This is a genomic window from Tenacibaculum sp. Cn5-46 (assembly GCF_022347705.1).
GTDB classification, from domain to species: domain Bacteria; phylum Bacteroidota; class Bacteroidia; order Flavobacteriales; family Flavobacteriaceae; genus Polaribacter; species Polaribacter aiptasiae.
In genome coordinates, this window is the sequence record NZ_JAKRGD010000001.1 from 676,309 (window position 1) to 698,077 (window position 21,769).

General features: G+C 28.9%; 19 protein-coding genes. 4 read left to right on the forward strand and 15 right to left on the reverse strand.

Going from position 1 to position 21,769, the window contains the following annotated elements; all coding sequences use genetic code 11:
• Positions 1-223 precede the first annotated feature (223 nt).
• Both MHN29_RS03175 and MHN29_RS03180 read left to right on the forward strand, forming a co-directional pair.
• Positions 224-898 (forward strand): phosphatase PAP2 family protein, encoded by a 675-nt coding sequence (locus tag MHN29_RS03175; RefSeq protein ID WP_235276238.1) that lies wholly within the window; start codon positions 224-226, stop codon positions 896-898.
• Positions 898-2,394 (forward strand): glycosyltransferase family 39 protein, encoded by a 1,497-nt coding sequence (locus tag MHN29_RS03180; protein ID WP_235272969.1) that lies wholly within the window; start codon positions 898-900, stop codon positions 2,392-2,394. The genes MHN29_RS03175 and MHN29_RS03180 overlap by 1 nt, the downstream gene beginning before the upstream one ends.
• On the opposite strand, the gene MHN29_RS03185 is transcribed toward MHN29_RS03180, so the two are convergent.
• From MHN29_RS03185 to MHN29_RS03235, 11 genes are all read right to left on the reverse strand, one after another.
• On the reverse strand, positions 2,384-3,865 hold the full coding sequence (locus MHN29_RS03185) for a glycosyltransferase family 39 protein (protein ID WP_235272967.1): 1,482 nt from the start codon (positions 3,863-3,865) through the stop codon (positions 2,384-2,386). The two genes, MHN29_RS03180 and MHN29_RS03185, sit on opposite strands and share 11 nt — an antisense overlap.
• Positions 3,858-4,535, reverse strand: coding sequence for a tRNA (guanosine(37)-N1)-methyltransferase TrmD (trmD, locus tag MHN29_RS03190; RefSeq protein ID WP_235272964.1), 678 nt, complete (start codon positions 4,533-4,535; stop codon positions 3,858-3,860). The genes MHN29_RS03185 and trmD overlap by 8 nt, the downstream gene beginning before the upstream one ends.
• Positions 4,536-4,591: 56 nt before the next feature.
• Positions 4,592-5,026: a hypothetical protein gene (locus MHN29_RS03195; protein WP_235272962.1), complete on the reverse strand. Its 435-nt coding sequence runs from the start codon at positions 5,024-5,026 to the stop codon at positions 4,592-4,594.
• Positions 5,027-5,137: 111 nt separating this feature from the next.
• Complete coding sequence (locus MHN29_RS03200; RefSeq protein ID WP_235272960.1) at positions 5,138-6,001, reverse strand: RluA family pseudouridine synthase; 864 nt, start codon at positions 5,999-6,001, stop codon at positions 5,138-5,140.
• A gap of 329 nt (positions 6,002-6,330) precedes the next feature.
• Complete coding sequence (gene ggt, locus MHN29_RS03205; RefSeq protein WP_235272958.1) at positions 6,331-8,025, reverse strand: gamma-glutamyltransferase; 1,695 nt, start codon at positions 8,023-8,025, stop codon at positions 6,331-6,333.
• 4 nt (positions 8,026-8,029) lie between these two features.
• Entirely contained in the window at positions 8,030-8,617 is a 588-nt protein-coding gene (locus tag MHN29_RS03210; RefSeq protein WP_235272957.1) for an ACP phosphodiesterase, read from the reverse strand.
• A gap of 47 nt (positions 8,618-8,664) precedes the next feature.
• Positions 8,665-10,290, reverse strand: a complete 1,626-nt coding sequence (locus MHN29_RS03215) for a hypothetical protein (protein WP_235272956.1) — start codon at positions 10,288-10,290, stop codon at positions 8,665-8,667.
• Between the two features lie 10 nt (positions 10,291-10,300).
• A complete protein-coding gene (locus tag MHN29_RS03220; RefSeq protein WP_235272954.1) occupies positions 10,301-11,500 on the reverse strand; it encodes a DUF4249 domain-containing protein in 1,200 nt (399 codons plus the stop codon).
• Between the two features lie 3 nt (positions 11,501-11,503).
• A complete protein-coding gene (locus tag MHN29_RS03225; RefSeq protein WP_235272950.1) occupies positions 11,504-14,245 on the reverse strand; it encodes a TonB-dependent receptor domain-containing protein in 2,742 nt (913 codons plus the stop codon).
• A 2-nt stretch (positions 14,246-14,247) separates the two neighbouring features.
• Positions 14,248-14,937 (reverse strand): hypothetical protein, encoded by a 690-nt coding sequence (locus MHN29_RS03230; protein WP_235272948.1) that lies wholly within the window; start codon positions 14,935-14,937, stop codon positions 14,248-14,250.
• Between the two features lie 161 nt (positions 14,938-15,098).
• A complete protein-coding gene (locus MHN29_RS03235) occupies positions 15,099-16,559 on the reverse strand; it encodes an aminoacyl-histidine dipeptidase (RefSeq protein WP_235272946.1) in 1,461 nt (486 codons plus the stop codon).
• Between the two features lie 94 nt (positions 16,560-16,653).
• Between MHN29_RS03235 and recR the strand changes: the two genes are divergently transcribed.
• Positions 16,654-17,274, forward strand: a complete 621-nt coding sequence (gene recR, locus MHN29_RS03240) for a recombination mediator RecR (protein WP_235272944.1) — start codon at positions 16,654-16,656, stop codon at positions 17,272-17,274.
• A gap of 17 nt (positions 17,275-17,291) precedes the next feature.
• On the opposite strand, the gene MHN29_RS03245 is transcribed toward recR, so the two are convergent.
• On the reverse strand, positions 17,292-17,609 hold the full coding sequence (locus tag MHN29_RS03245; protein ID WP_235272938.1) for a helix-turn-helix domain-containing protein: 318 nt from the start codon (positions 17,607-17,609) through the stop codon (positions 17,292-17,294).
• Positions 17,610-17,725: 116 nt separating this feature from the next.
• Between MHN29_RS03245 and MHN29_RS03250 the strand changes: the two genes are divergently transcribed.
• Positions 17,726-18,190, forward strand: coding sequence for an ester cyclase (locus tag MHN29_RS03250; RefSeq protein ID WP_235272936.1), 465 nt, complete (start codon positions 17,726-17,728; stop codon positions 18,188-18,190).
• Positions 18,191-18,251: 61 nt separating this feature from the next.
• Here MHN29_RS03250 and MHN29_RS03255 read toward each other — a convergent pair whose 3' ends face one another.
• The 3 genes from MHN29_RS03255 to MHN29_RS03265 form a co-directional block, all read right to left on the reverse strand.
• Positions 18,252-19,631 carry a leucine-rich repeat domain-containing protein gene (locus tag MHN29_RS03255; RefSeq protein ID WP_235272935.1) on the reverse strand — a complete coding sequence of 460 codons (1,380 nt, stop codon included), beginning with the start codon at positions 19,629-19,631 and terminating at the stop codon, positions 18,252-18,254.
• 396 nt (positions 19,632-20,027) lie between these two features.
• Positions 20,028-20,483, reverse strand: coding sequence for a hypothetical protein (locus MHN29_RS03260; protein ID WP_235272931.1), 456 nt, complete (start codon positions 20,481-20,483; stop codon positions 20,028-20,030).
• Positions 20,484-20,856: 373 nt separating this feature from the next.
• Positions 20,857-21,759, reverse strand: a complete 903-nt coding sequence (locus MHN29_RS03265) for a hypothetical protein (protein ID WP_235272928.1) — start codon at positions 21,757-21,759, stop codon at positions 20,857-20,859.
• Between the last annotated feature and the right edge of the window lie 10 nt (positions 21,760-21,769).

A 21,769-nucleotide genomic window follows, 5' to 3' on the forward strand; every position in this document is an offset into this window, starting at 1 on the left:
GGATCAATTTTATTTTGTGATAAGAAAATATAAAAAGGGAATTATTGTGTTTTACCCTAAAATTTTAACCATAAAATAAGTCCGGATTTATGTAGAATAAGTCCTAAAAACCGAAATGACTCCTAAAACATGTTATGGGATTCCTTTGTAAATAAATGCTTTACTGCGCTTTATACTTTTGTTGGTCAATTGTTAAAATAATTTTAGTAAAAGTATTTAGTTTATGAACTACAGTAGTGCTATTTCTTCTAGTGTTGAGTTAAAAAAACAAAAGCATGTCCTAACGGATTTATTCTTATCGGTAAAAAAACAAGTGTTTTTTATTTATGGAGTGTTTTTTTTAAGCTCACTTTTTTTAGTATGCTTGTTTAATAAACTCTCACTTCATTTATATATAAATCAATTTCATACTCCTTTTTTCGATTTCTTTTTTAAATATACAACACATTTAGGTGACGGAGTTATGTTTGGTGTTTTGATCTTAATTTTCCTTTTTATAAAGAAAAGAATGTCTTTGATTTTTTTAACCAGTGGAGTTTTAACACTAGTTGTAACTCACTTTTTTAAAAAAATAATTTTTAAAGGGGTGCCAAGACCAGTTGGAGCTTTAGGGGAAGAAAGTTTATATTTGATTAAAGGTGTAAAAATGGCGTATTGGAATACTTTTCCTTCTGGTCATACAATTACTGCCTTTGCTATCTTTACTGTTCTATGTTTATACTTCAAAAAAAGTGTTTTACAATATTTATGGTTAGGACTAGCGCTGATAGCTGGTATATCCAGAGTATATCTTTCTCAGCATTTTTGGATTGATGTTTTTATAGGGTCAATTATAGGTATATTTATAGGTTTTGTAAGTATGAGATTATTTTGTTCTAAAAGAAATAAGTTAAGTTAATGAAATGGTCATATAAAAAAGCGACAATAGCGCTTATAGTTTTAGGAACTTTATTAAGGCTTTTTTTAGGAGGAGTTTTGGAGTTTGGAAACGATGAAGTTTATTATTGGTTATACGCAAAATTTCCAGATTTAAGCCATTTTGATCATCCTCCAATGGTTGGTTTTTTTATCCAATTTTTTACTGGAAATTTATATTTCGACTCAGAACTCTTCATTCGACTGGCGGCGATTATACCTACAAGTATAAATATGTATGTTGTTTTTTTAATAGGAAGTTATATTAAAGATGAAAAAGTAGGCTTTATCGCTGTACTATTGTATCACTTACATATTTATGGTTTTATAATTGCTGGTACATTTATACTTCCTGATTCTCCATTAGTTTTCTTTTGGTTATTGAGTTTCTACTTTTTTATTCAGGTTTTACCTCAAAAATCAAGTAAAGAATTAAATATTAAATTGCTTTTAGCATTTTTCTTTGCAGCGTGTGCTGTTTATTCTAAATATCAGGCAATTTTTTTATTGTTTGGTATAGTTTTATATATAATTTTCTTTTCAAGATCTTGGTTGAAAAATATATGGCTGTATGTAGGAATTATTTTTCCTTTGATAGCTGTTGGACTAATCTTTTATTGGAATTATGAGAATGACTTTATTAGTTATAAGTTTCATAATAAAAGAGTTTCACTATTTAGTTTAGATTTTAATATCAATTCTTTTATGAGGGAGGTATTAGGACAGTTTGTTTATAATAATCCATACATAGTTATTACTTTTATATTGGTACTGATTTCTTTTTTTAAGAAAAAGTTTGTGTTCAATAAACCGATACAATACTTTTTTTATTTATGTAGTGTTCCGTTAATTTTAACTACAATCTATCTTTCGCTATATAGAAGTACATTACCGCATTGGTCAGGGGTTGCTTATGTAACATTATTACCAATTATAGCATTGTTTGTAGTAGAAAAAAAGAATATTATAAAGAAATTATCAGTTGGTATCATTGGAATTTCTGTATTGTTAATTGTAGCTTCACAAGTAATAAATAGAGGAATAATGTTGCCTACCGATACTACCATGCAAAAGGAAGAACTAGGAAAAAATGATGTTCTATTAGATATGTATGGTTGGGAACAAGCTTCTGAAAAATTATCAATAATTTTTAAAGAGCATGATTTGAACCAAATTCCTATTATATCGAATAATTGGTATCCAGCTGCACATATAGATTATTATATCGCTAGACCAAATGATATGAGTGTATATGGGCTTGGAACTTTAGATAGAATACATAAGTATTATTGGATTAATAAAGAGAATCCAAAATTAGGAAATGAAGCTTTGTATATAACTGATGGTAGGAATTTCAAAGACCCTAAGGATTTATATGGGGATAAATACCAAAATATTTCAATGATAAAAGCTGTTCCAATAAAGAGGAGGGGAGTAGTTGTTAAGTATCTTTTTTTGTATAAGATGTCTAGGGTTTAGTTTGGTAATTGGTACAGTAGTAGACCCAGAATTTGCGAACCTCCTTGTTATTATAATGAAGTATTATAGGTTTTAGTTCGGTAACAGTATTAAAATATGGGAGGAGTTTTTTAGGTATGTCTCCTTTCATATTTTTATTTTTAAATCGTTTGTCAGAATCTAGAAAAATAGCATTTTTATTATTTAACAATGATAAGTTGTCTCCTAGATAGTCAAAGTGTAAAGCTGGTAAACCAATAATATTTTGGGCATAAACTTTTTCTTCCATAAAAAAGTTCAAAGCTGCAGAAGTCTTATAGCCGTCATCAGCAAAGATGAAAGTGTCAGGAGTATAAGTTTTTTGTATGTCTTTTGTTTTACTTGCTAATTCACACCAGCCAACCCAAGTATCATCACTTTTAATAGGAACTAAATAAAATAAAACTTGAAGACTTAGTAGTAAGTGTAATCCTATTGAAGAAATTAGTTGATATTTAACGAGTTTCTTGGAAATAAACATTCCAGCTAAAATAATTCCAGTGATGTATGAAGGCATCATCCAGTTTAATTTAACCCAATAAATTGGAGAAATAGCAAAAAATCCAATAAACGTAGGTATGAAAAAGGCTAATAAAAATAATGTTTCGCTACTAGGTAGTTTGAATTTAATAAATGCTCTTTTTATGTATTTGATAGTAAAAACAACAATAATTCCAAAAAGAACAGGTAAAAGCAATAAAGTTTGATGGCAAATAGCTCCTAAAAAATATTCAGGAGATAAGTTAAACTCGGAAATATCTCCAGTTCTATTAGAGGATTGAAAAACAAATGAAGCAAAATCATGTTGATAATTCCACCACCAAATAGGAAAGGTTATTAATATTGAGATAATTAAGCTAATCCATAGCCAAGGTGTTAAAAATAATTTTCTGTATTTATTAGAAAACAAAACAAAGGCAATCAATCCAAATTGTAATAATAAAGCGGTGTATTTACTATTAAAACTCAGTCCCATAGCAATACCAGCGTAAACCCAATATAATTTTTGATTCTCAAAAATAGCTTTAAATAAGCATAAAAGACTTAGTGTCCAAAACAACAAAAGAGGAACATCTGGTGTTGAGTTAAAAGATAGTATTGAAATAAACAGCGTAGATGTTATAAGAATTATTGCGTTGTTTAATTTTTGTTTAGAAAGAAATTTAGAAGCAAGTTTATAAAAACAAATAAGAGTAAGTGCTGTAATGGTAAAATCGGCTAATTTTACTACAAAAACAGATTTTCCAAAAAGAAAAGTAAAACCTCTTAAAATATAGCCTATCATACCAGGGTGATCGAAGTATGATAGGGATAAGTTTTCACCGTAAAAATGATAATAAGCATCTTGTGGCATCAATCCCATAAAAGGGAGAAGGATTAGTCGGAATAACTGAAATCCAAGGATAATACTTATTATCGGATATTGTTTGGTGAAATTGATAAGTTTAGTCATCTAAAAGATCTGGCCTAATTAGTTGTGTCCGCTCATATGCTTTTTCGTTTCGCCATTCTTCTATTTTTGGAAAATTACCAGATAATAATATTTCTGGTACTTTCATACCTTCATATTCAGAAGGTCTTGTGTATACAGGAGGTGATAGTAAGTTATCTTGAAAACTATCAGTTAAGGCAGATTGTTCATCTCCAAGTACTCCTGGTATTAATCGAATAACAGCATCACATAAAATTGCAGCAGCTAATTCGCCTCCGGTTAAAACATAATCACCAATAGAAATTTCTTTAGTGATGTATTTATCGCGAACTCGCTGATCTACACCTTTATAGTGTCCTGTCAAGATAATGATATTTTCTTTTAATGACAAAGAATTTGCCGTAGCTTGATTCAAAGTTTTGGCATCTGGAGTCATGTAGATAATTTCATCGTACACTCTCTCTGCTTGAAGTTTTTCAATGCATTTAGCTATAGGTTCAATCATTAAAACCATACCAGCACCTCCACCAAATTGCATGTCGTCTAGTTTTTTATAGGAACCTATCCCATAATCTCTTAAGTTATGAAAATGTACTTCGGCTAAACCTTTATCTATAGCACGTTTCATCATTGAATGTTCAAACGGACTTCTAAGTAGTTCTGGAGCTACGGTAATAATATCTATACGCATAGCTGCAAATGTACAAGAATTATAATTTCTTTTTTAAGAAATTCTTTGCAGAAAGTTTAAATTTTCTCTTTAAACGGTATCTCTTTTTTAAGTTCTTTCTTTTTTGTATTTCCTGGAAAGGTTAATGAAGTACTCGAATACAATGTTCCAAAAGTTATATTTGCATAGTACACTTGAGATATTGCATCTTCTATTTGTTGAGGTGTCAATTCTTTTAAAGGATGTGTAAAAACTGACCATAAAATTTCATCTGAAAGTGCATACTTTACATCTAAAGCAGTATGAAAGTTTGCAACTAAGGAATTTAAAATTAATTCTTCAGTAAGTTGTTCTTTTTTGGCTATGGGAGAAATAATTCTCATTCGATTTGCTTTTTTATCAGCAACACAAATTAATATTCTGTTTTTATAAATAAATTTCCATGTGTTATTTTTAGTCATAAGACTATCTGAACTTTTAGTTATAATCTCATCTAGCTTTTCAATATTCATATTTTGGGCAGTGATTGTATAACTAAAGAAAATTAAAAAAAAGAGTACTAACTTCATATGAGAACAGTTTCCAATACAGTCGGAAAAAAAATGAAAAACTGACAAGTTAGTTTAGGATTTGGGGAATATTTTTTTAAACTTTTTTGGAAGCTCTTTTTTTATGTTTATTAACTCATTTGTAAATGGATGTACAAACTCTAATGATGAGGCATGTAAATACAATCCTTTACCATTTAAAACTAATTCTTTTATACAATGCTCCTTGTCACCTAGTATAGGGTTTCCTATGGAAAGTAGGTGTTTTCTTAGTTGATGTTTTCTTCCTGTGGCTGGCTTTAATTCTACTAAGTTTAAGTATGTAAAACGTGGTGAAGAAACTGTTTGTATTGTTTTGTAATGAGTAAGAGCGCTTTTAGAATCGATAGGAGAATTTATTTCGCCGATAGATTCCATTTTTCCTATACTAATTGCGTGATATGTCTTTTGAATATTCTTGTTTTCAAATAACTGATTTAGTAAAGTAATGCTTGAGGTCGTTTTACCGATTAAAAGTAGTCCACTTGTGGGGTAGTCTAAACGGTGAACTGGTCTCGGACGTACAGCATCAAATAAAGTACTTTTTGTTAGGTTTTGTTCTAAAGAATTATCGATGGTAGCAAAAGAATTTCCATTAACTAAAATCCCTGAAGGTTTGTATACAATAGCCAAATGTTCGTCTTCAAACAAAACTTCTAAAGAAAAATTGAATTTCTTAACTGTAGAATTTTGTTCGATTTTAAATAGCTCTATTGTTTCATTGCCTCTAATAAATAAAGCGGTAGAAGCTATTTTTCCATTAACAAAAACTAACTCTTTTTTTATGGCCTTTTTTATACCAGATTTTGTTGGGATAGTTTTAAATATTCCAACGGCGTATTCTTGTAACCGAATAGGAGTTTCTAATAAAGGAACTTTGTGAGTTTCTATATGTTTCATAAATTTATATAAACCATTACCAAGGTTCTGCAAAAATCAATATAGCCGAAATAATAAGAAGAATTAAAGAAATGTATATGGTTAATTTTAAATTATTAGAAATTAAAATAATTAGAAAGGCAAAAATCTCAAAAATAAATAAGTATACTACATAAAAATATTTAATATAATGAAGTCCAAATAAGGCCCTTTTTTTACCCGAGCTTGACATATATTCATTGTAGATGTTATAGTTGATTACAATGAAAATTATATTACAAATAAATAGAAAAGATAAAAAGAGGAAGTTTGTTTTTTGGTGAAGCTTCATTGTGGTAATATCTTTTTGATTAAAACCCAACAGCTTTATCATCACCTCTAGGATCTGCTCCTCCTTCCAATTTTCCGTTGTTTAGAACTAAGATTCCTTCAACTTTACCTATAACTGGAGCATCTTCTTCATTTAACGTATATCCAATTTTTTGTAAATCTTGTTTTACTATAGTATCAAATTTATTGGGTTCCATCATTATTACATCTGGTAACCATTGATGGTGAAAACGTGGTTGATTCACAGCTTCTTGCATTCCCATTTTAAATTCATGTACATTTAAAATAGTTTGTAAAACAGAAGTAATAATAGTTGATCCTCCTGGTGTTCCAACGACCATCCATAATTTACCATTTTTTTCAACAATGGTAGGAGTCATAGAACTTAACATTCTTTTTTCTGGCGCTATTTCATTGGCTTTTGCTCCAATTAAACCAAACATATTAGGAACTCCGGGTTTGCTGCTAAAATCGTCCATTTCATTATTTAAAAAGAATCCTAAATCTGAACAGTATAGTTTAGAACCATAAGCTCCATTAATTGTTGTGGTAACCGATACAGCGTTTCCAAATGAATCTACAATTGAGTAGTGTGTTGTTTCGTTACTCTCAACCATTTCAATGCTTCCGTGTGATACATCTTTTGATGATGTTGGTTTTTCAAAAGAAAAATCATTCATTCTATCTTTTGTGTATTCTTTACTAATTAATGTTTCTAAAGGAATTTTTACAAAGTCTGGATCTCCTAAGAAATGACTTCTGTCTGCATAAGCTCTTCTCTCTGCTTCTGTGATTACTTGAACGGTTTTTGTAGAGTTATGTCCATACTTATCTAAATCATAAGGTTCAATAGCATTCATAATTTGTGCTAAACAAATTCCTCCACTTGATGGTGGAGACATTGATATTACTCTTAAATCATCGTATGAAAAAGTGATTGGTGTACGCCATTTAGCTTCGTATTTAGCTAAATCTTCTTCGGTCATAATTCCACCGTTGTCTCGCATAAATTTTACGAGACGTTTAGCAGTTTCTCCTTTATAAAATTCATCACGTCCATTTTTTAAAATACGTTTAAAAGTTTCTGCTAAAGCTGGATATTTAATAGTATCGTTCTTTTTCCAGTTTTTATCAAAAATGATTGGTTCTTTGTTAGCCTTTGAAAAATAAGGCTGATATTTTTTTATTCTTTTTTCCTGTTTTTCAGTAACAATAACTCCTCGTTTAGCTAAAGCAATTACTGGAGTTAATATTTTAGACATTGGTAAGCTTCCAAACTTTTTATGAGCTTCAAAAACTCCTGCCACTGTACCAGGAATTCCAACTGCCATAGCTCCTAAAGTACTTTTGTTTTTAATAATATTACCTTCTTCATCTAAAAACATATCTTTTGATGATGCTAAAGGTGCTTTTTCTCTATAATCTAAAGCGCCAATTTCTCCATCATTTTTACGATATACCATAAAACCACCACCTCCAATGTTTCCCGCATATGGATAAGCTACCGCTAGAGCTAATTCAGTTGCAGCCATTGCGTCGAAAGCATTACCTCCTTGTTTAAGAATGTCTGAACCAATTTTAGAAGCTTCTTCACGAGCAGAAACAACCATAGCTTTATCGGTAATTAAACCTGTAATTTTTTCTTTTTCTTTAGGTGTTGTTTTACAACAAACAATACTAATTATTGAAAGAGCGATTAGAAATGTTTTTTTCATATGTTTAAGCAGTCTGATTTAGTTTTGAGTTGCAAAAATTACGTAGTTCCTCAAAAAATAAGGTAAAGTCTTCTTCTAATGTTTGATAATGGATTAATAGATCTTCAGTCGCTAAATTCATTTTTGATTTACCTTGAGTTCGTCTATTCATTCCGTTTAATACTTCTTGAATTCCTTTGGCAAACTGGTAATTGTAGAGCCAGTTATACTTTATCATATAAGGAAGTAGTTCTTGTGTTTTTTCAGGGAGTATGTCAATGTTTTCTTCTAGTAATTTATATACTGAATTAGTATATACATCAAGTGGTATTTCTGAGTACTTTTTCCAGTTTCTAGCTAAAAAGTGATCGTAAAAAATATCAATGATAACTCCATTGTAATGCCTGTAACGTTCATGTAATCTCCTTTTACTCTTTCTAACGATTTCGTGAGTGTCAGTAAAAGTATCTATTTCTCTATGTAAAATAATGCCTTTTTTTATGCCTTCGGAAAAATGTGAAAACTTATTTCCTTTAATATGATCGGCAATAAAATTTCCAATCATCAACTCAGTATCACTTCCAGATAGATATAGATGGGCTAAAAAATTCATTTGATAAATGTAAACAAAAAAAATAACTAGAAAATAGCTCCTCTTATTTATTGTACAGAAAAATAACTTTCAATATGTACAGGAGTTCCTTTATTGTCAAATCCTTGAATTTCAATTTTATAATTTCCAATTACATCTGAGGTGTAAAAAGAAATCTCTTGATTGTTTAGTTTTATGTTAGGATTCCAAAAAAGTTGTGTTCTGTAATCTGGTATTTTATTTTGTCTTTTATTATTGCTTTTATATGTTTGAAAGAAGTATTTTTTTAAACTTTCTGGTTTTAATATGTTGACTGTTAGTGTGTTTTTAGATTTTTGAAAATAATCTTTATCAAAAGTTTTAACTTCTATTATGCCTTGGTATAGTTTACCACCATAAACATATTTTTCTTTAGCTATGGAGATTTGTTTTATTTTATTTGTATTAAAGTCAATTAAATCATTATGATTAAAAACAATATAGCCATCAACAATTAAAAGTGTAGGTAGTTCTTTATTCGTTTTTAAGTTTTGATCTCTTACATGAAAGGTGTAATTATTCTTTTCTTTACTTAACCAAACATCATTTAAAATTTCAACAGTAGTTTCTTTTACTGTTTTAAAACGTTTGTAGTCGTTAAGTACATATACCTTTTTTTTAAGTGATGATATAAATTCCTTTTTTTTATTAAAGTAAATTGAGTCTCGTTTTATGATACTATATGAGTTTTCTATTTGCATATAAACTGTTCTTTCGTTTATAGTTTTAACTAAACTGTCTGTTAATGATATTTTAGAGTCAAATTTTAAATCTTTATAAATAAAAGGGTTATTATTAATTTTTATGGTATAGGCTTCTCTGTCTTTGTCAAGGATTTGAAGTAATAACTTGGAATTGTTATTGTTTTTTAAATTAAAATAAAACTCACCATTTTTATTGGTGGTTGTAATTTTAGTAAAAGGATATTCTTCAATAGTAGAGAGGGCTATTTTTTTTCCATGCTTGTTTTGGTTTTTAAAACTTTCTATAGTTCCAGATATAAGGTTCCCTCTTAACTCTGGAATGTAGTTGTAATTATCGTTGACTTTTTCGAAATCATATTTTTGAGAAAAAGTTTTTATACTAGTTTTAGAAGGAATATCGTTAGTGATTTTTCTAACTGAAATAGAATAATTACCTTTTTGTTCAGGATATTTTAGAGTAACTTTTTCTCTCTTAGCATAACTTTTTCTTGTTGAATTATCTAATAAGTTTAGATTTTTAGTTGAAGCTTTTTTTGCTTTTAGTTTGTTGATAAAAGGGTTTATAATGTAAATGAAATCTTCATAGAAAGAATTGTTGTTTCTCATCCAATTTGTATAGGAAATTAATTTGTAGGTTCCCGTTTTTAAATTACTTGGAAAGAATATATCTCCATAACCAGTTCCTTTTTCTAATTGTATTTTCTGTTTAAATACACTGTTCTTTTTTTCGTTAATAACTTCAATATAGGCTATCTTACTTAGTTTTGATGGTTGGTTGTTTTCTGTTAGGTTGTATATTTTATAATATAATTTTTCTCCAGATAAAAGAAAGTTAGAGTTATAATGAAGATATATTTTTTCTTGTGGTAATGTATAAGTGTTAGTATTTTTTTCTTGAGATATACATTTTATTGAAAGTAGTATTAATATTAATAGATATATGTTTTTCATAGCTTTAAGTTTAGTCAATCCAAAAAGGAGGTTTTATGTTTGTCCCTAATTCATTACAGTCTCCACAAATTTTCTTTACCAATAAATAAGGTCCTTCTAAATCTGGACTTCCTAAGTCGTTTTCAGCATAATATAGATATCCTTCTTTTAAAGCTTTGATTAAGTATGACTCACCAGATATTGGGTCGACTAGACGAGGAGCAATAAATCTACATTCTTCAATAAAGTCAGGTTCCGGCTCTTTATCAGTTATGTCTTTACGGTTTATAAATAGTCTTTTACTGCTAACGGATGAAACTTCAAAAAAGCCGATTGCTTTTTTGTTAGGATCTGATTCAGAACTTAAATTTCCTTCTAAAAAACCTGTTTGTATTTGAGAAAAAAAACTTTGATCGCTAGTGAAGTTTTTTAAGGTGTTGTAATAATTGTAAGAGTAAAAATTTTGAACATATTGTTTTACAAGTATACTATACCTTTGGGATATAATATAATTAGTATTGGCAATAAATCTAACAGGGAAATTTTTTACTCTATCTTCAGATAATGATGCGGTTTCTGTAATTATAATTCCTTTTGAATTTTGAGTTTTATAGCAAATTTTGGTTTTTAATGAGTTGGCTACAGTTTCCACTTTGTAAGGAAAAGTCTCTGAGATTATTTTTAAAGATAATTCAGACCAGCGCGGAGGGATTATTTTATAGGTTTCTTCATATTCATAACGATAGTACTTGGCATCATTTTTAGGGTTGAAACTATTAACGTTAAAGGTAACTCCCTTTTCTCCAAGTTTATTTTCTTCTAAAATATATGAAATGTTGTCAATTTTAGTTTCTGAAGTTAGTTTTTCAGGTGTTGAAGTATATGTCTCATTATTGGTAGTTTTTATTTTTAAAGTATATTCTTTGTTTTCTTCTGCAGCAAAAGCTATTTCAGATTCATATACTCCGTCATTAATTTCTTTAAAATTATAAATCACTTGATTATTGTCTACAATATGAACTGAAGCATTCGTTTCTAATTTAGGTGCAGAAGAATCTATTTTAAAAGTTCTTGATAGTTTAATTTGATGTTTTTTAAATTCATTTGTAATAGTTGATTCTATGACTAAATAATCTTCATAGTTAAGAGATTTTACTTGAAAAGGTTCTGTACAAGAAGAAAATAATAAGTAAATGAAAAAAAGATAATATATGTTTTTTGAATAATCCATAAATTAAAATTTAAAGTTATAAGTAATTGTAGGAATTGGGACAGAGAATACAGAGCTTTTATATGCTGATACCCTGCCATTTCTTGTTTCAAAAAAAACAGAATAAGGGTTGTTTCTTCCTAAGACATTGTAAATCGAGATATTCCAAAAGCTATGAGCAAACTTTTTTATTTTATGGTTCCCTTCTACATTGAATCCTATGTCTAGTCTATAATAGTCTGGTATTCTAAATGTGTTTCGATCACTATATAGTAGATATTCAGTTCCATTTAAAATGTATTTTCCAGATGGATAGGTGACAGGTCTACCTGACTGATAGGAAAAGTTTGAAGACAAGCTAAATCTTTTGGTTAGTTTGTAGTTTATAATAATGTTAAGATCATGAGGTTTGTCAAAGTTTGTAGGAAAAAAGAGACCGTTATTAACTCTTTCTTCAGGGTGTTTACTATCGAGTTTAATTAAAGATCTTGAGTAGCTATAACTCAACCAACCGTTTAGTTTTCCTGTATTTTTTCTCAATAAAAATTCTATACCATACGATTTTCCTTCTCCTTGTAAGATTTCGGTTTCTATATTTTTATTTAATAGTAAACTAGCTCCCACCTTATAGTCAACAATATTATTATACTTTTTATAATATCCATCAAGACTTATTTCGTAGTTGTTTTTTAAATCTTGAAAAAGACCTAAAGATACCTGTGTTCCATCTTGTGGTTTTATATTGAGGTTAGATAGTCTCCATGTGTCAATAGGTGAGGCAGATGTATTGTTACTTAATCGATGAATAAATTGAAATAGTTTGCTAAAACTACCTTTTAATGCTAAGTTTTTATTTAGAAGATATCTTCCTGATAATCGATAGCTTAATCCTTGATAGTTTTTATATATTTCATTGTTTTCATAATTTTTAACAGATTCTAAAGTAGCCCCGTTTTTAGGAGAGTTTTCCTTGTAGATATTTTGAGTTGAAGCCCCTAGAGCTGAGTATAAAGTATATCTTAAACCGAGGTTTAAAGAAAATTTCTTTGATATATTGTATTTGTCGGAAAGGAATACAGAGTTCTCCACAGCTTTTTCCTTAGGAATTAAAACTGGTATTACAGAAGAACTGTTTCCTTTTGGGGTTAAGTTTCCAGGAGATATGTTATAAAGTTTGGAGGATAATCCATAGTTGAAGCTATGTTTTTTAGAGTGTACGTATTTAAACTTTAGTTTTAAATTAGTTTCGTTTAATTTATAATCTAAATTAAAATTATTGTTGCCGTTACTTTCATAATCTGAGTTAAAACTGTAGGTGCTGTTAGAAAGAATAAGGTTACCAGTGTTTTTATCATTAAATGAGTGCTTCCAATTTAAAGAAACAATTGTGTTTTGATAAGAGTTTATAGTGTCAGAAGCTATTTGATATTTATCTTTACTATGATAACCTGTTATAAATAGCGAGTTTTTTTTATTAAAAAGATGGTCATATTTGGTTATAAAGTCAAAAAAAGAAGCGCTGCTTTTAGCAAGTTTTTCTTCTTTTAAGCTTTTTAAAACCCAGTCTGAATAGGTGCTCCTAATTCCTACTAGTACACCCGATTTATCTTTTATGATAGGTGTTTGGATACTTACATTTCCTGTAACTGGACCAATTGAAACTTCTCCTTTTAGTTTTTGCTTATCTACAACTTTTGTTTGTATATCAAAAACAGAAGAAATCCTGCCTCCAAATTCAGATGGGATATTTCCTTTGTATATTTTAATATTATTAGTAGTAAATGGATTTATAGCGGAAAACAATCCAAGAAAATGAGTAGGGTTGTAGATAACACCATTGTCTAACAAAAATAAATTTTGATCTATTTTACCTCCTCTTACATTAATTCCTTCAGCACCTTCGCCTAATGATTTTATTCCTGGCATGGTGGTAGCTACTTTTAAAATGTCTCGTTCCCCTAAAACCAAAGGAATAGTTTTTATCTCTTCCGCTTTTAGTTCGGTTATTCCAGAAATTACCTGTTTGGTGTTTTTATTTTTATTAGTATTTATTGTTACTTCATCTAGTTGTTCACTATTTTCAGATAACTTAAAGTTTAAGTTTCCGTTGTTATAAATAATTAATTTTTTCTTTATGTTATTGTATCCAATTAAGAGTGCTTCAATTTTATTTTCTCCATATGGAAGTTTTAAATTGTAAACACCATTTTTATTTGTTGTTGTAGAAATATTTTTGGCTCTCTCAATTAAGATAACACCCTCAATAGGTTTTTTACTTTTCTGATCAACTATGATACCTGTTAGATTATATGTTGATTGCGGATTTTTTCTTTGTTCTTTTCCAATTTTAATTGGTTTAGTGTTTTTGTAAGTATTAGAATTAATTATTACAGGTTCAACAACGTTCTCAGTGGGAATGTTTGAATTTTGAACAATTTGTTCAACTTCATAAATACTTTTTCTAATTAAATTACCTTGTGTTAGTATTATTTTATTGTTATCGTGTATATAATAGTTTAAGGTTGAGTCTGTGAAGATGAAATCTAAAATTTCATTAATAGTAGCATTGTTAAATTTTTTAGATTTTCTAGCATTATCTAGCCAATTATCTAAGTAAAAAAAAGTGTAGTTAGTATTATTTTGAATATGTTCAATGGCTTCTTTTTTGTTTAGATTTTTAAATTCAATTGAAATTTTGGTTTCTTTTACTTGAGCATTTACCTTAATGCTCAATAAAAGGAGTATAAAGAGGATTTGCTTTTTCATTTTTACAATTTAGGTGATGCTATAAGTCTAGCTAATTTTATGAAGAATAGATCTTTATTGTTTTTGTATAGACGAGAATTCTGTTTATAAAAATGTTTGATTTTTGCTTTAGAGAAGATTTTGTAGAGTTTCTTTTTGCTTTTAAGATCTATAAATTCTTTTTCATAATAAAAAAATAAGTTTTCGTGTTTTTGAAACTTATAATATCGATGAGTATTGGTTAATCTTTTGAGCTTTTCTTTTGTGTGTTTTTTTAAAAGTTTGATTTTATCAGAATCGAATAATATTTCTAAGAATCCGTATTTAGGATCATTAATAAAATTATATTCACCTAATTTGAATTCTTTAATTAAGGAATTACTTAATATAGTAGGATAGTATTTGTACGCTTTTTTGATTTTAACAATCAAATGCTCATCAGCTAAATCGTATTTTAAAAGAACATTAAAAAAATCTTCATTTTGATAATTTACACTACCTTTTTGAAATTGATTTGTTTTAAAAAAATGATGGTTTCCTTTTTTAGTTTTGTATTTTTCTTCATAAAGAATACCATAATTTAAGTTTGTGTTTTCTTGTCCAATAATGGAATCAAAGGTTATGAGATGCTTTTTGTTTTCTTGTAAATTTTGAGAAAATATACATATAGGCGCATACAACAATAGCAGAGAGATAGAGAAGATTTTTTTCAATTAAATAGCGTTTTTTGGTTGGTTAATTTTTTCTTTTTCAGTTTTTTACTGTAAATATATGTGTTTTTTTTAAAAATGATAATTTTGTTTTAAGACTGTGTTTTAAGGCAAAAAAAAACTACCCTTAAGGGTAGTTTTTTAATGTTTAAGTAAATCATTGACTATTTTATAGGAGTGTTTTTTAAAATTTCCAATAAAAACTTCCAATACTTTTGAGTCGAAGAAATTTGAGCGCGTTCATCAGGAGAATGTGCCCCTTTAATATTAGGTCCGAAAGAAACCATATCCATGTTAGGGTAGTTTTGACCTAAGATTCCGCATTCTAATCCAGCATGACAAGCCGCTACATTAGGTTTTTCTCCATGTAAATCTTCGTATAATTTTGTAACTGTTTGTAGTATTTCTGAATTTACATTAGGTAACCAACCTGGGTAAGACCCTGAAAACTCTACGTTAAATCCTGCTAATTCAAAAGCAGCACGCAATGAATTTGCTAAATCCCATTTGTTTGTTTCAGAAGAAGAACGTGTTAAACATCCTATTTTAATGTTTCCTTCTTTAACAATAACACGAGCAATATTGTTAGACGTTTCTACCAATCCTTCGATATCTGGACTCATACGATATACTCCGTTTAAAGCAGTGTATAAAGATTTGATTAAACCTTCTTGAACTCCTAAATCCATTACTTTATTTGGTGTTTCAGCAGGTGTTAATTCAATAGATAAATTAGGTTCTAAAGTTGCAAATTCAGCTTTAATACTGTTGATTAATTCGTGAATTTCAAATAAGAAAGGTTCTTTAGAAACTGTATCGATTACCACAGTAGCAAAGCTTTCACGTGGAATAGCGTTGCGTAAGCTTCCTCCGTTAATTTCAGAAACACGCAAGCCAAAATTGGTAAAACCATCAAATAATAAACGGTTCATTATTTTGTTGGCATTTCCTAAACCTTTAATAATGTCCATTCCTGAATGACCACCGTTTAATCCAGTAATTGAAATTTGAAAAGCAGTGGTGTTTTCTGGAGTATCTTCTTCGTTATAAGTTCTAGTAGCTGTAATATCTACACCACCAGCACATCCCATACCTATTTCATCATCTTCTTCGGTATCTAAATTTAATAAGATTTCACCTTGTAAAATTCCACCTTCAAGACCCATAGCACCAGTCATACCAGTTTCTTCATCAATGGTAAATAAAGCTTCAATAGCTGGGTGTACAATATCAGTGGATTCTAAAACAGCCATAATAGAAGCAACTCCTAATCCGTTATCGGCTCCTAAAGTAGTTCCGTCAGCTTTAACCCAATCACCATCTATAAACATTTTGATTCCTTCAGTATCAAAATCAAAATCAGTATCGGCATTTTTTTGGTGAACCATGTCTAAGTGACTTTGCATTACCACCATTTTACGATTTTCCATACCTGCTGAAGCTGGTTTGCGGATAATTACATTTCCAACTTTGTCAACCATGGTTTCTAAATTTAAGTTATTACCAAAATCAACCATAAATTGAATCACTCTTTCCTCTTTTTTAGAAGGACGAGGTACAGCATTTAAGTCAGCAAAATTTTTCCAAACTGCCTTAGGTTCTAAGTTTTTTATTTCAGAATTCATTGTGAATTGTTAGTTTAGTTTTAAAGTACGAAGATACTTTTTTTAGATGAAATATATTGGTCGTTTCTTAGTTGAAAAATTGTAAATTCGCAGCATGGATTTTTCATCAAAATTATTAGAAAATGCAGTGAATGAAGTAAGTCGATTGCCAGGTATTGGTAAGCGAACAGCGCTTCGTTTAGTGTTACATTTATTAAAGCAACCTAAAGAAAATACAAAGTATTTAGCAGAGGCTTTAACCAACTTACGAAATGATGTGAATTCGTGTAAAAAATGTCATAATATTTCTGATACTATTCTATGTGACATTTGCAGTAATCCAAATAGAAATGAAGAAATTGTTTGTGTAGTTGAAGATATCCGTGATGTAATGGCTATTGAAAGTACTGCGCAATTTAAAGGTTTGTATCATGTATTAGGAGGTAAAATTTCACCTATTGAAGGTATTGGACCTCAAAACTTAAAAATAGAATCGTTAGTTGAAAAAGTTAAAGAAGGTGAAATTAAAGAGTTGATTTTTGCTTTAAGTTCTACAATGGAAGGTGATACTACAAACTTCTACATATATAAGCAGATTGAAAAATACAATATAACTACTTCTACTATTGCAAGAGGTATTGCTGTAGGAGGGGAGTTAGAATATGCTGATGAGGTTACCTTAGGAAGAAGTATTGTTAATAGAATTCCATTCGAGCAATCAATAAAAGGTAGTTAGTTTTTTTATAAAAACTGTTATTCTTTTTTCATTAATTCCAATCCAAAGTTTTCTATTTGCTCAAGTATTGGTAATACTTTTAGCCCTTTATTAGTAAGGGAATATTCAACTCTTGGTGGAATTTCGGGATAGGCTTTTCTATTTAAGATGTTGGAGGAGGTCATTTTTTTTAATTCTTGAATTAGCATTTTCTCGCTAATCTCAGGAATTAATCTTTTTAATTCTCCAAATCTTCGTTTTTCATTTCCTATTTCATATGCTATTTGTAAAGTCCATTTTCCACCTAATATTTTTAAAGCAGTGGCTACAGGGCATTTATTTTCATTTTTTTTCATAAGGTAAATAATTGATTATCAGTTTTACATACTTTTTTGTAAGTACCGCACTTTTTTGTATGTACTTGTTTATTAGTTTGTTAAGGTATAGTTTTGTAAACGAAAATCAAAAAAATATGAATAAAACAGTAATAGTATTAATCACGAGTTTAGCTTTCACAGCTTGTGTAAAAACAGAAAAAATGAATAATAGAAATGAAATAGCAAAACAGTATTATCAAATTTTAGATAATGGAATACCAGAAAAAATGAATGATTTGTTAAGTGATACTTTAATAGATCATGATGGGCATGGAGGAGATGCTGTTGAAGAGATTAAAGGGTTAACTTTAGCTTTAAAAAATGGTTTTTCAAATTCTAATCATGAATTTGAGGTACTAGAGTTAATAGGTAATGATAAAGTTTTTGTGCGTTGGCGAATGACAGGAAAACATACTGGTGAATTTTTTGGTGTTCCTGCCACTAACAAAGAAGTGGATTTTGTTGGGCATGATTTAATGAAGATTAAAAATGGTAAGATTATTGAAATATGGCATGTTGAAAACCTTTTAGATATGTTTGAACAAATGAAATCTGAATAATAAAAAACTCTCTATATTTTATAATAGAGAGTTTTTTAAATTAGGTATAAAGAAAAGTTTTTTACATAAATGAGTTAGAGTCACTATCGTAACCTACAAATAAAATATCGCCAAAAACTTCTCTTAATTCCTTGCGTTTTTCAATAGAAAACTTGTTTGGAATTACTCTTAACTCTCTCAAATTTGGTAGAGAAAGCATTTCTTTGGGTAAATCTTCTATGGGATTTCCGCCTAGTTCTATACTTTCTAGAGATGTTAGTTGTAGGATTTCTTTAGGAAAAGAACTAAAAGAGTTCTTTGAGAGTACTAAAGTTTTTAAGTTCTTTAAGTTGGTAATAGATTTTGGGAGTTGTTTTAACTCATTCGAGTTTAAATTAAGCCAAGTAAGACTTTGAGGCAATTCTGCAAACTCTTCTATATTGTTATTATGAGCGCTTAGTGAGTCTAATTTGGGGAGTTTTTCTAAGGGGGGGAGTTTTGTTAGTTGATTATATTCAATGTTTAATCGTTTTAACTCTACTAGCTCAGCTAATTCGTCTGGTAAATGACTTAAATGATTATTTGATATATCAAATACGTTTAGGTTTTGTAGTTTGGTAATGTTTTGACTTATACTTTCTAATTTATTATGTGATAGGTCTAAATCTTGTAGTTTGGGTAAAGAGAATAATGTATCAGGAAGATCTTTTAGGTATTCATTTTTTGCTTTAATTTCCTCTACGTTTTGAAAGAGTCCAATTTCTTCCGGTATAATTCCTTCTTTAGAGCCATTGCCTCTAATCCATTTTGTTGAGATGTTATGTTTTTCACCAAAAAAAGAATAATAGCCTTTTTCTAGAACCTCGGGTGTTGTTTTTTTGTATTCTTCACGGAGAGATAGTTTGTAAGCAACAGGCTCTTTAGAATTAAATATCATGTCGTACTCTGAGTCATGCCATAAAGCACTAGATATTAAATAAGTATCTTGTTTTTTAAGTTGTTTGAATTCTTCGGTTTTTATAGAATGAATGGCTGCCGTTTCAACAAGTCCTAAAAACAATTCTTTAAAAAGATCTAGTTCAACTTCCATTTCATTGTGCCAGTTGTCAATATCTTCAAATATTTGGTTTATTACATCTGTCAAATCAATTTCCCAATCTAACCAATCATCATCACCCCATTCTTGGTATTCGCTTTCAGAACCAAAATAAAGAGTTACTCCATTGTTGTAGTAATCATCCCAATTTATAGCAATGGTACCTATGTTTTCTTCAAAAGGAATTTTTTTATATGCTGATTGTAAGCGTTGTTCAATTTTAATTAGATCGGTTTTCCAATCCCAGTTTTCAAATCGCCTAATAATTTCAGGATGGTCTTCTTTTATCCATAAATTTTTAGTTTTTTTTAAATAAATTAAGGCTTCATGTATATAGCTGCTAATATTTTCTTTGTAATTACTCATTTTCTGTTTTCATATTTAAAAATTCTAGCATTTGTAATGCTTTTCAGTTCTATATTTGTCAAGACTCTGTTCTAAAGTATTGATAGGAATTAATAGAAGAATAAGGGTTTTAGATTCTTTTTATAAGCTTTTCCTAGGTTATAGCTAATATACTTAAAAGTAAATTTATTTTAAGGTGTGTTAGTACTAAATAGCTATTAAAAAAAAGTATTTAGTTATATTTTTTATATGAAAATAAGGATATAGTTTTTATTATATTCGGCCCCCTGAATAAAATAAACTATGGTAATTTTTTAATATCTATTTTGCTTTTTAAGAGTAAAAAATTAAAGCAATAGAACTTTATCGAAACATTTTATAAATAGATATGGATTCCCCTTAAATAATTGATGTTTCTTAGAGTTGTTCTATTATCATGAATTTTCTAAAAACATCCGTAAACTGTTCGCCGGCATACTTTGCCAATTCTGGGCTTTTAAAACAAAGATGAGATCCAACGTCTGAAAATGTAACCCAACGGCCATGGTCATCATAGCGAAATCCAGATGAACTCATTTTAAACCATGGATAATATTTGTGTTCATTAGGGTTGCTCCAATCTGGAACCCATTCTTCATTTAAAGATTTGCATAATAACTCAATGATGTATTGATACTTTAAATGCTCTGGGGTGTTCTCAAACATTTTGTCAAGTTTTTCTTGAGTGATGTTGTTATCATCTAAAACATCTTGAATAGTTGTTATGGCTTCCGTTATTTTTTTAGGTATAGCCTCAAGTTCGATTTCACCAGTTTCTTTGTCAAAATTTTTTACGATAAACCCTTTAGGGATTTCAATTTTTAATGTTTCCATAATTTTTGTTTTTAATTAATAATTATGCTCCTTAAGGAGCTTTTTATGTTCTATTAATTATAATAAAATTGATGTTATGAAGAATTTAAAAAAATAAAACCTCTTTTTAACCAGTGATTTATTATAGGGCTAAGAAAGAATGTGAAAGGTTGATTATCAGTTAAGTGTAAGTTTTGAGAAAACTTTTTTAATTAATGAAAATACTAACTGCACAAGGGAAATTGAGGGAAATCATTATTAGTGCAGTTAGTTTGTTGTCTAAGATTGTTTGTTTAATTATCTCTGTAAATGTATAATAAGTGGGTTATTGTTATTGTAACAAATGTTACAGAATAAAAGAAAACATTAGTTTATGATGTTGTTAGTTTTGAAATTAAATTACAATTGTTTTATTGTAGTCATCCCATTTTTGTAAGAGAAAAGATTCAATACTTGCAATTTCATTTTTTGTTAATAGTTTTTCAAAGTGTTGTACATAAGAAATGATGTATTTTTTATAATACTTAAAAGAACCATCTTTTAGTCTAAATTTAAAAGATTTCCATTCTTGAAATTCATTTAAAATATTGTTTAAAAAAAGGTCTCTAATTTTTTTGTTTTTAAGTGATTCTTTAAGACCGTTTTCTATAAATCTTTCAAATTGTTCCTTGCCAGCTTGTCCACAACAACTAATATTTCGGGCAATTGCTAATTTATAAGTTTCAGGACACCAACCATATTTTTTTAAGATAGCTTCGATATCCCATATTTGTTCAACTTCGTGTTCTAAATCATTGGTTCTTAAAAATTCAATATAATGTGGTATCCATTTTTTATTTTGGAGAACTAATGAAAGTATGGCATAAGTTCCGGCAGGAGGTCCTTGATCATATTCGTTTCTTATTATTAATCTATTACCTTCTTCTCCATTATCAGTAACTCTACAATATTCTAAAATTAATAGGGCTAAACTTTCGTGCTTAGCTGCTAATTCAAAAAAAGATAGCTCTTCTAATGTTTTAGAAGTGTTAGTATTATCGTTAAATGTAACCTCAAATTTTATACATTCTAATCTATTGTTATCGTGTTTAATTACGTTGATTTGTTTATCAGGATACATTGACTTTATTTCTTTAATAGAAAGAATTATAGTTTCAAGTATTTGCTTTAAATCTATTTCATTTAAATAATTGTCAGAAGAGTTTTTGATAAGAATGTTCTCTTGTTGAACTTCTTTTTCTACATAGTCGTTTCCAGTGAAACCAAAAGCGTTTATAGAAATTTTTATCTCATTCATTGTATAGTGG

What these genes read in the sequence shown, in the direction of transcription:
- MHN29_RS03175 (WP_235276238.1), top strand. Translation starts at nt 224, where the DNA reads ATGAACTACAGTAGTGCTATTTCTTCTAGTGTTGAGTTAAAAAAACAA.
- MHN29_RS03180 (WP_235272969.1), top strand. Translation starts at nt 898, where the DNA reads ATGAAATGGTCATATAAAAAAGCGACAATAGCGCTTATAGTTTTAGGA.
- MHN29_RS03185 (WP_235272967.1), bottom strand. Translation starts at nt 3,865, where the DNA reads ATGACTAAACTTATCAATTTCACCAAACAATATCCGATAATAAGTATT.
- trmD (WP_235272964.1), bottom strand. Translation starts at nt 4,535, where the DNA reads ATGCGTATAGATATTATTACCGTAGCTCCAGAACTACTTAGAAGTCCG.
- MHN29_RS03195 (WP_235272962.1), bottom strand. Translation starts at nt 5,026, where the DNA reads ATGAATATTGAAAAGCTAGATGAGATTATAACTAAAAGTTCAGATAGT.
- MHN29_RS03200 (WP_235272960.1), bottom strand. Translation starts at nt 6,001, where the DNA reads ATGAAACATATAGAAACTCACAAAGTTCCTTTATTAGAAACTCCTATT.
- ggt (WP_235272958.1), bottom strand. Translation starts at nt 8,025, where the DNA reads ATGAAAAAAACATTTCTAATCGCTCTTTCAATAATTAGTATTGTTTGT.
- MHN29_RS03210 (WP_235272957.1), bottom strand. Translation starts at nt 8,617, where the DNA reads ATGAATTTTTTAGCCCATCTATATCTATCTGGAAGTGATACTGAGTTG.
- MHN29_RS03215 (WP_235272956.1), bottom strand. Translation starts at nt 10,290, where the DNA reads ATGAAAAACATATATCTATTAATATTAATACTACTTTCAATAAAATGT.
- MHN29_RS03220 (WP_235272954.1), bottom strand. Translation starts at nt 11,500, where the DNA reads ATGGATTATTCAAAAAACATATATTATCTTTTTTTCATTTACTTATTA.
- MHN29_RS03225 (WP_235272950.1), bottom strand. Translation starts at nt 14,245, where the DNA reads ATGAAAAAGCAAATCCTCTTTATACTCCTTTTATTGAGCATTAAGGTA.
- MHN29_RS03235 (WP_235272946.1), bottom strand. Translation starts at nt 16,559, where the DNA reads ATGAATTCTGAAATAAAAAACTTAGAACCTAAGGCAGTTTGGAAAAAT.
- recR (WP_235272944.1), top strand. Translation starts at nt 16,654, where the DNA reads ATGGATTTTTCATCAAAATTATTAGAAAATGCAGTGAATGAAGTAAGT.
- MHN29_RS03245 (WP_235272938.1), bottom strand. Translation starts at nt 17,609, where the DNA reads ATGAAAAAAAATGAAAATAAATGCCCTGTAGCCACTGCTTTAAAAATA.
- MHN29_RS03250 (WP_235272936.1), top strand. Translation starts at nt 17,726, where the DNA reads ATGAATAAAACAGTAATAGTATTAATCACGAGTTTAGCTTTCACAGCT.
- MHN29_RS03255 (WP_235272935.1), bottom strand. Translation starts at nt 19,631, where the DNA reads ATGAGTAATTACAAAGAAAATATTAGCAGCTATATACATGAAGCCTTA.
- MHN29_RS03260 (WP_235272931.1), bottom strand. Translation starts at nt 20,483, where the DNA reads ATGGAAACATTAAAAATTGAAATCCCTAAAGGGTTTATCGTAAAAAAT.
- MHN29_RS03265 (WP_235272928.1), bottom strand. Translation starts at nt 21,759, where the DNA reads ATGAATGAGATAAAAATTTCTATAAACGCTTTTGGTTTCACTGGAAAC.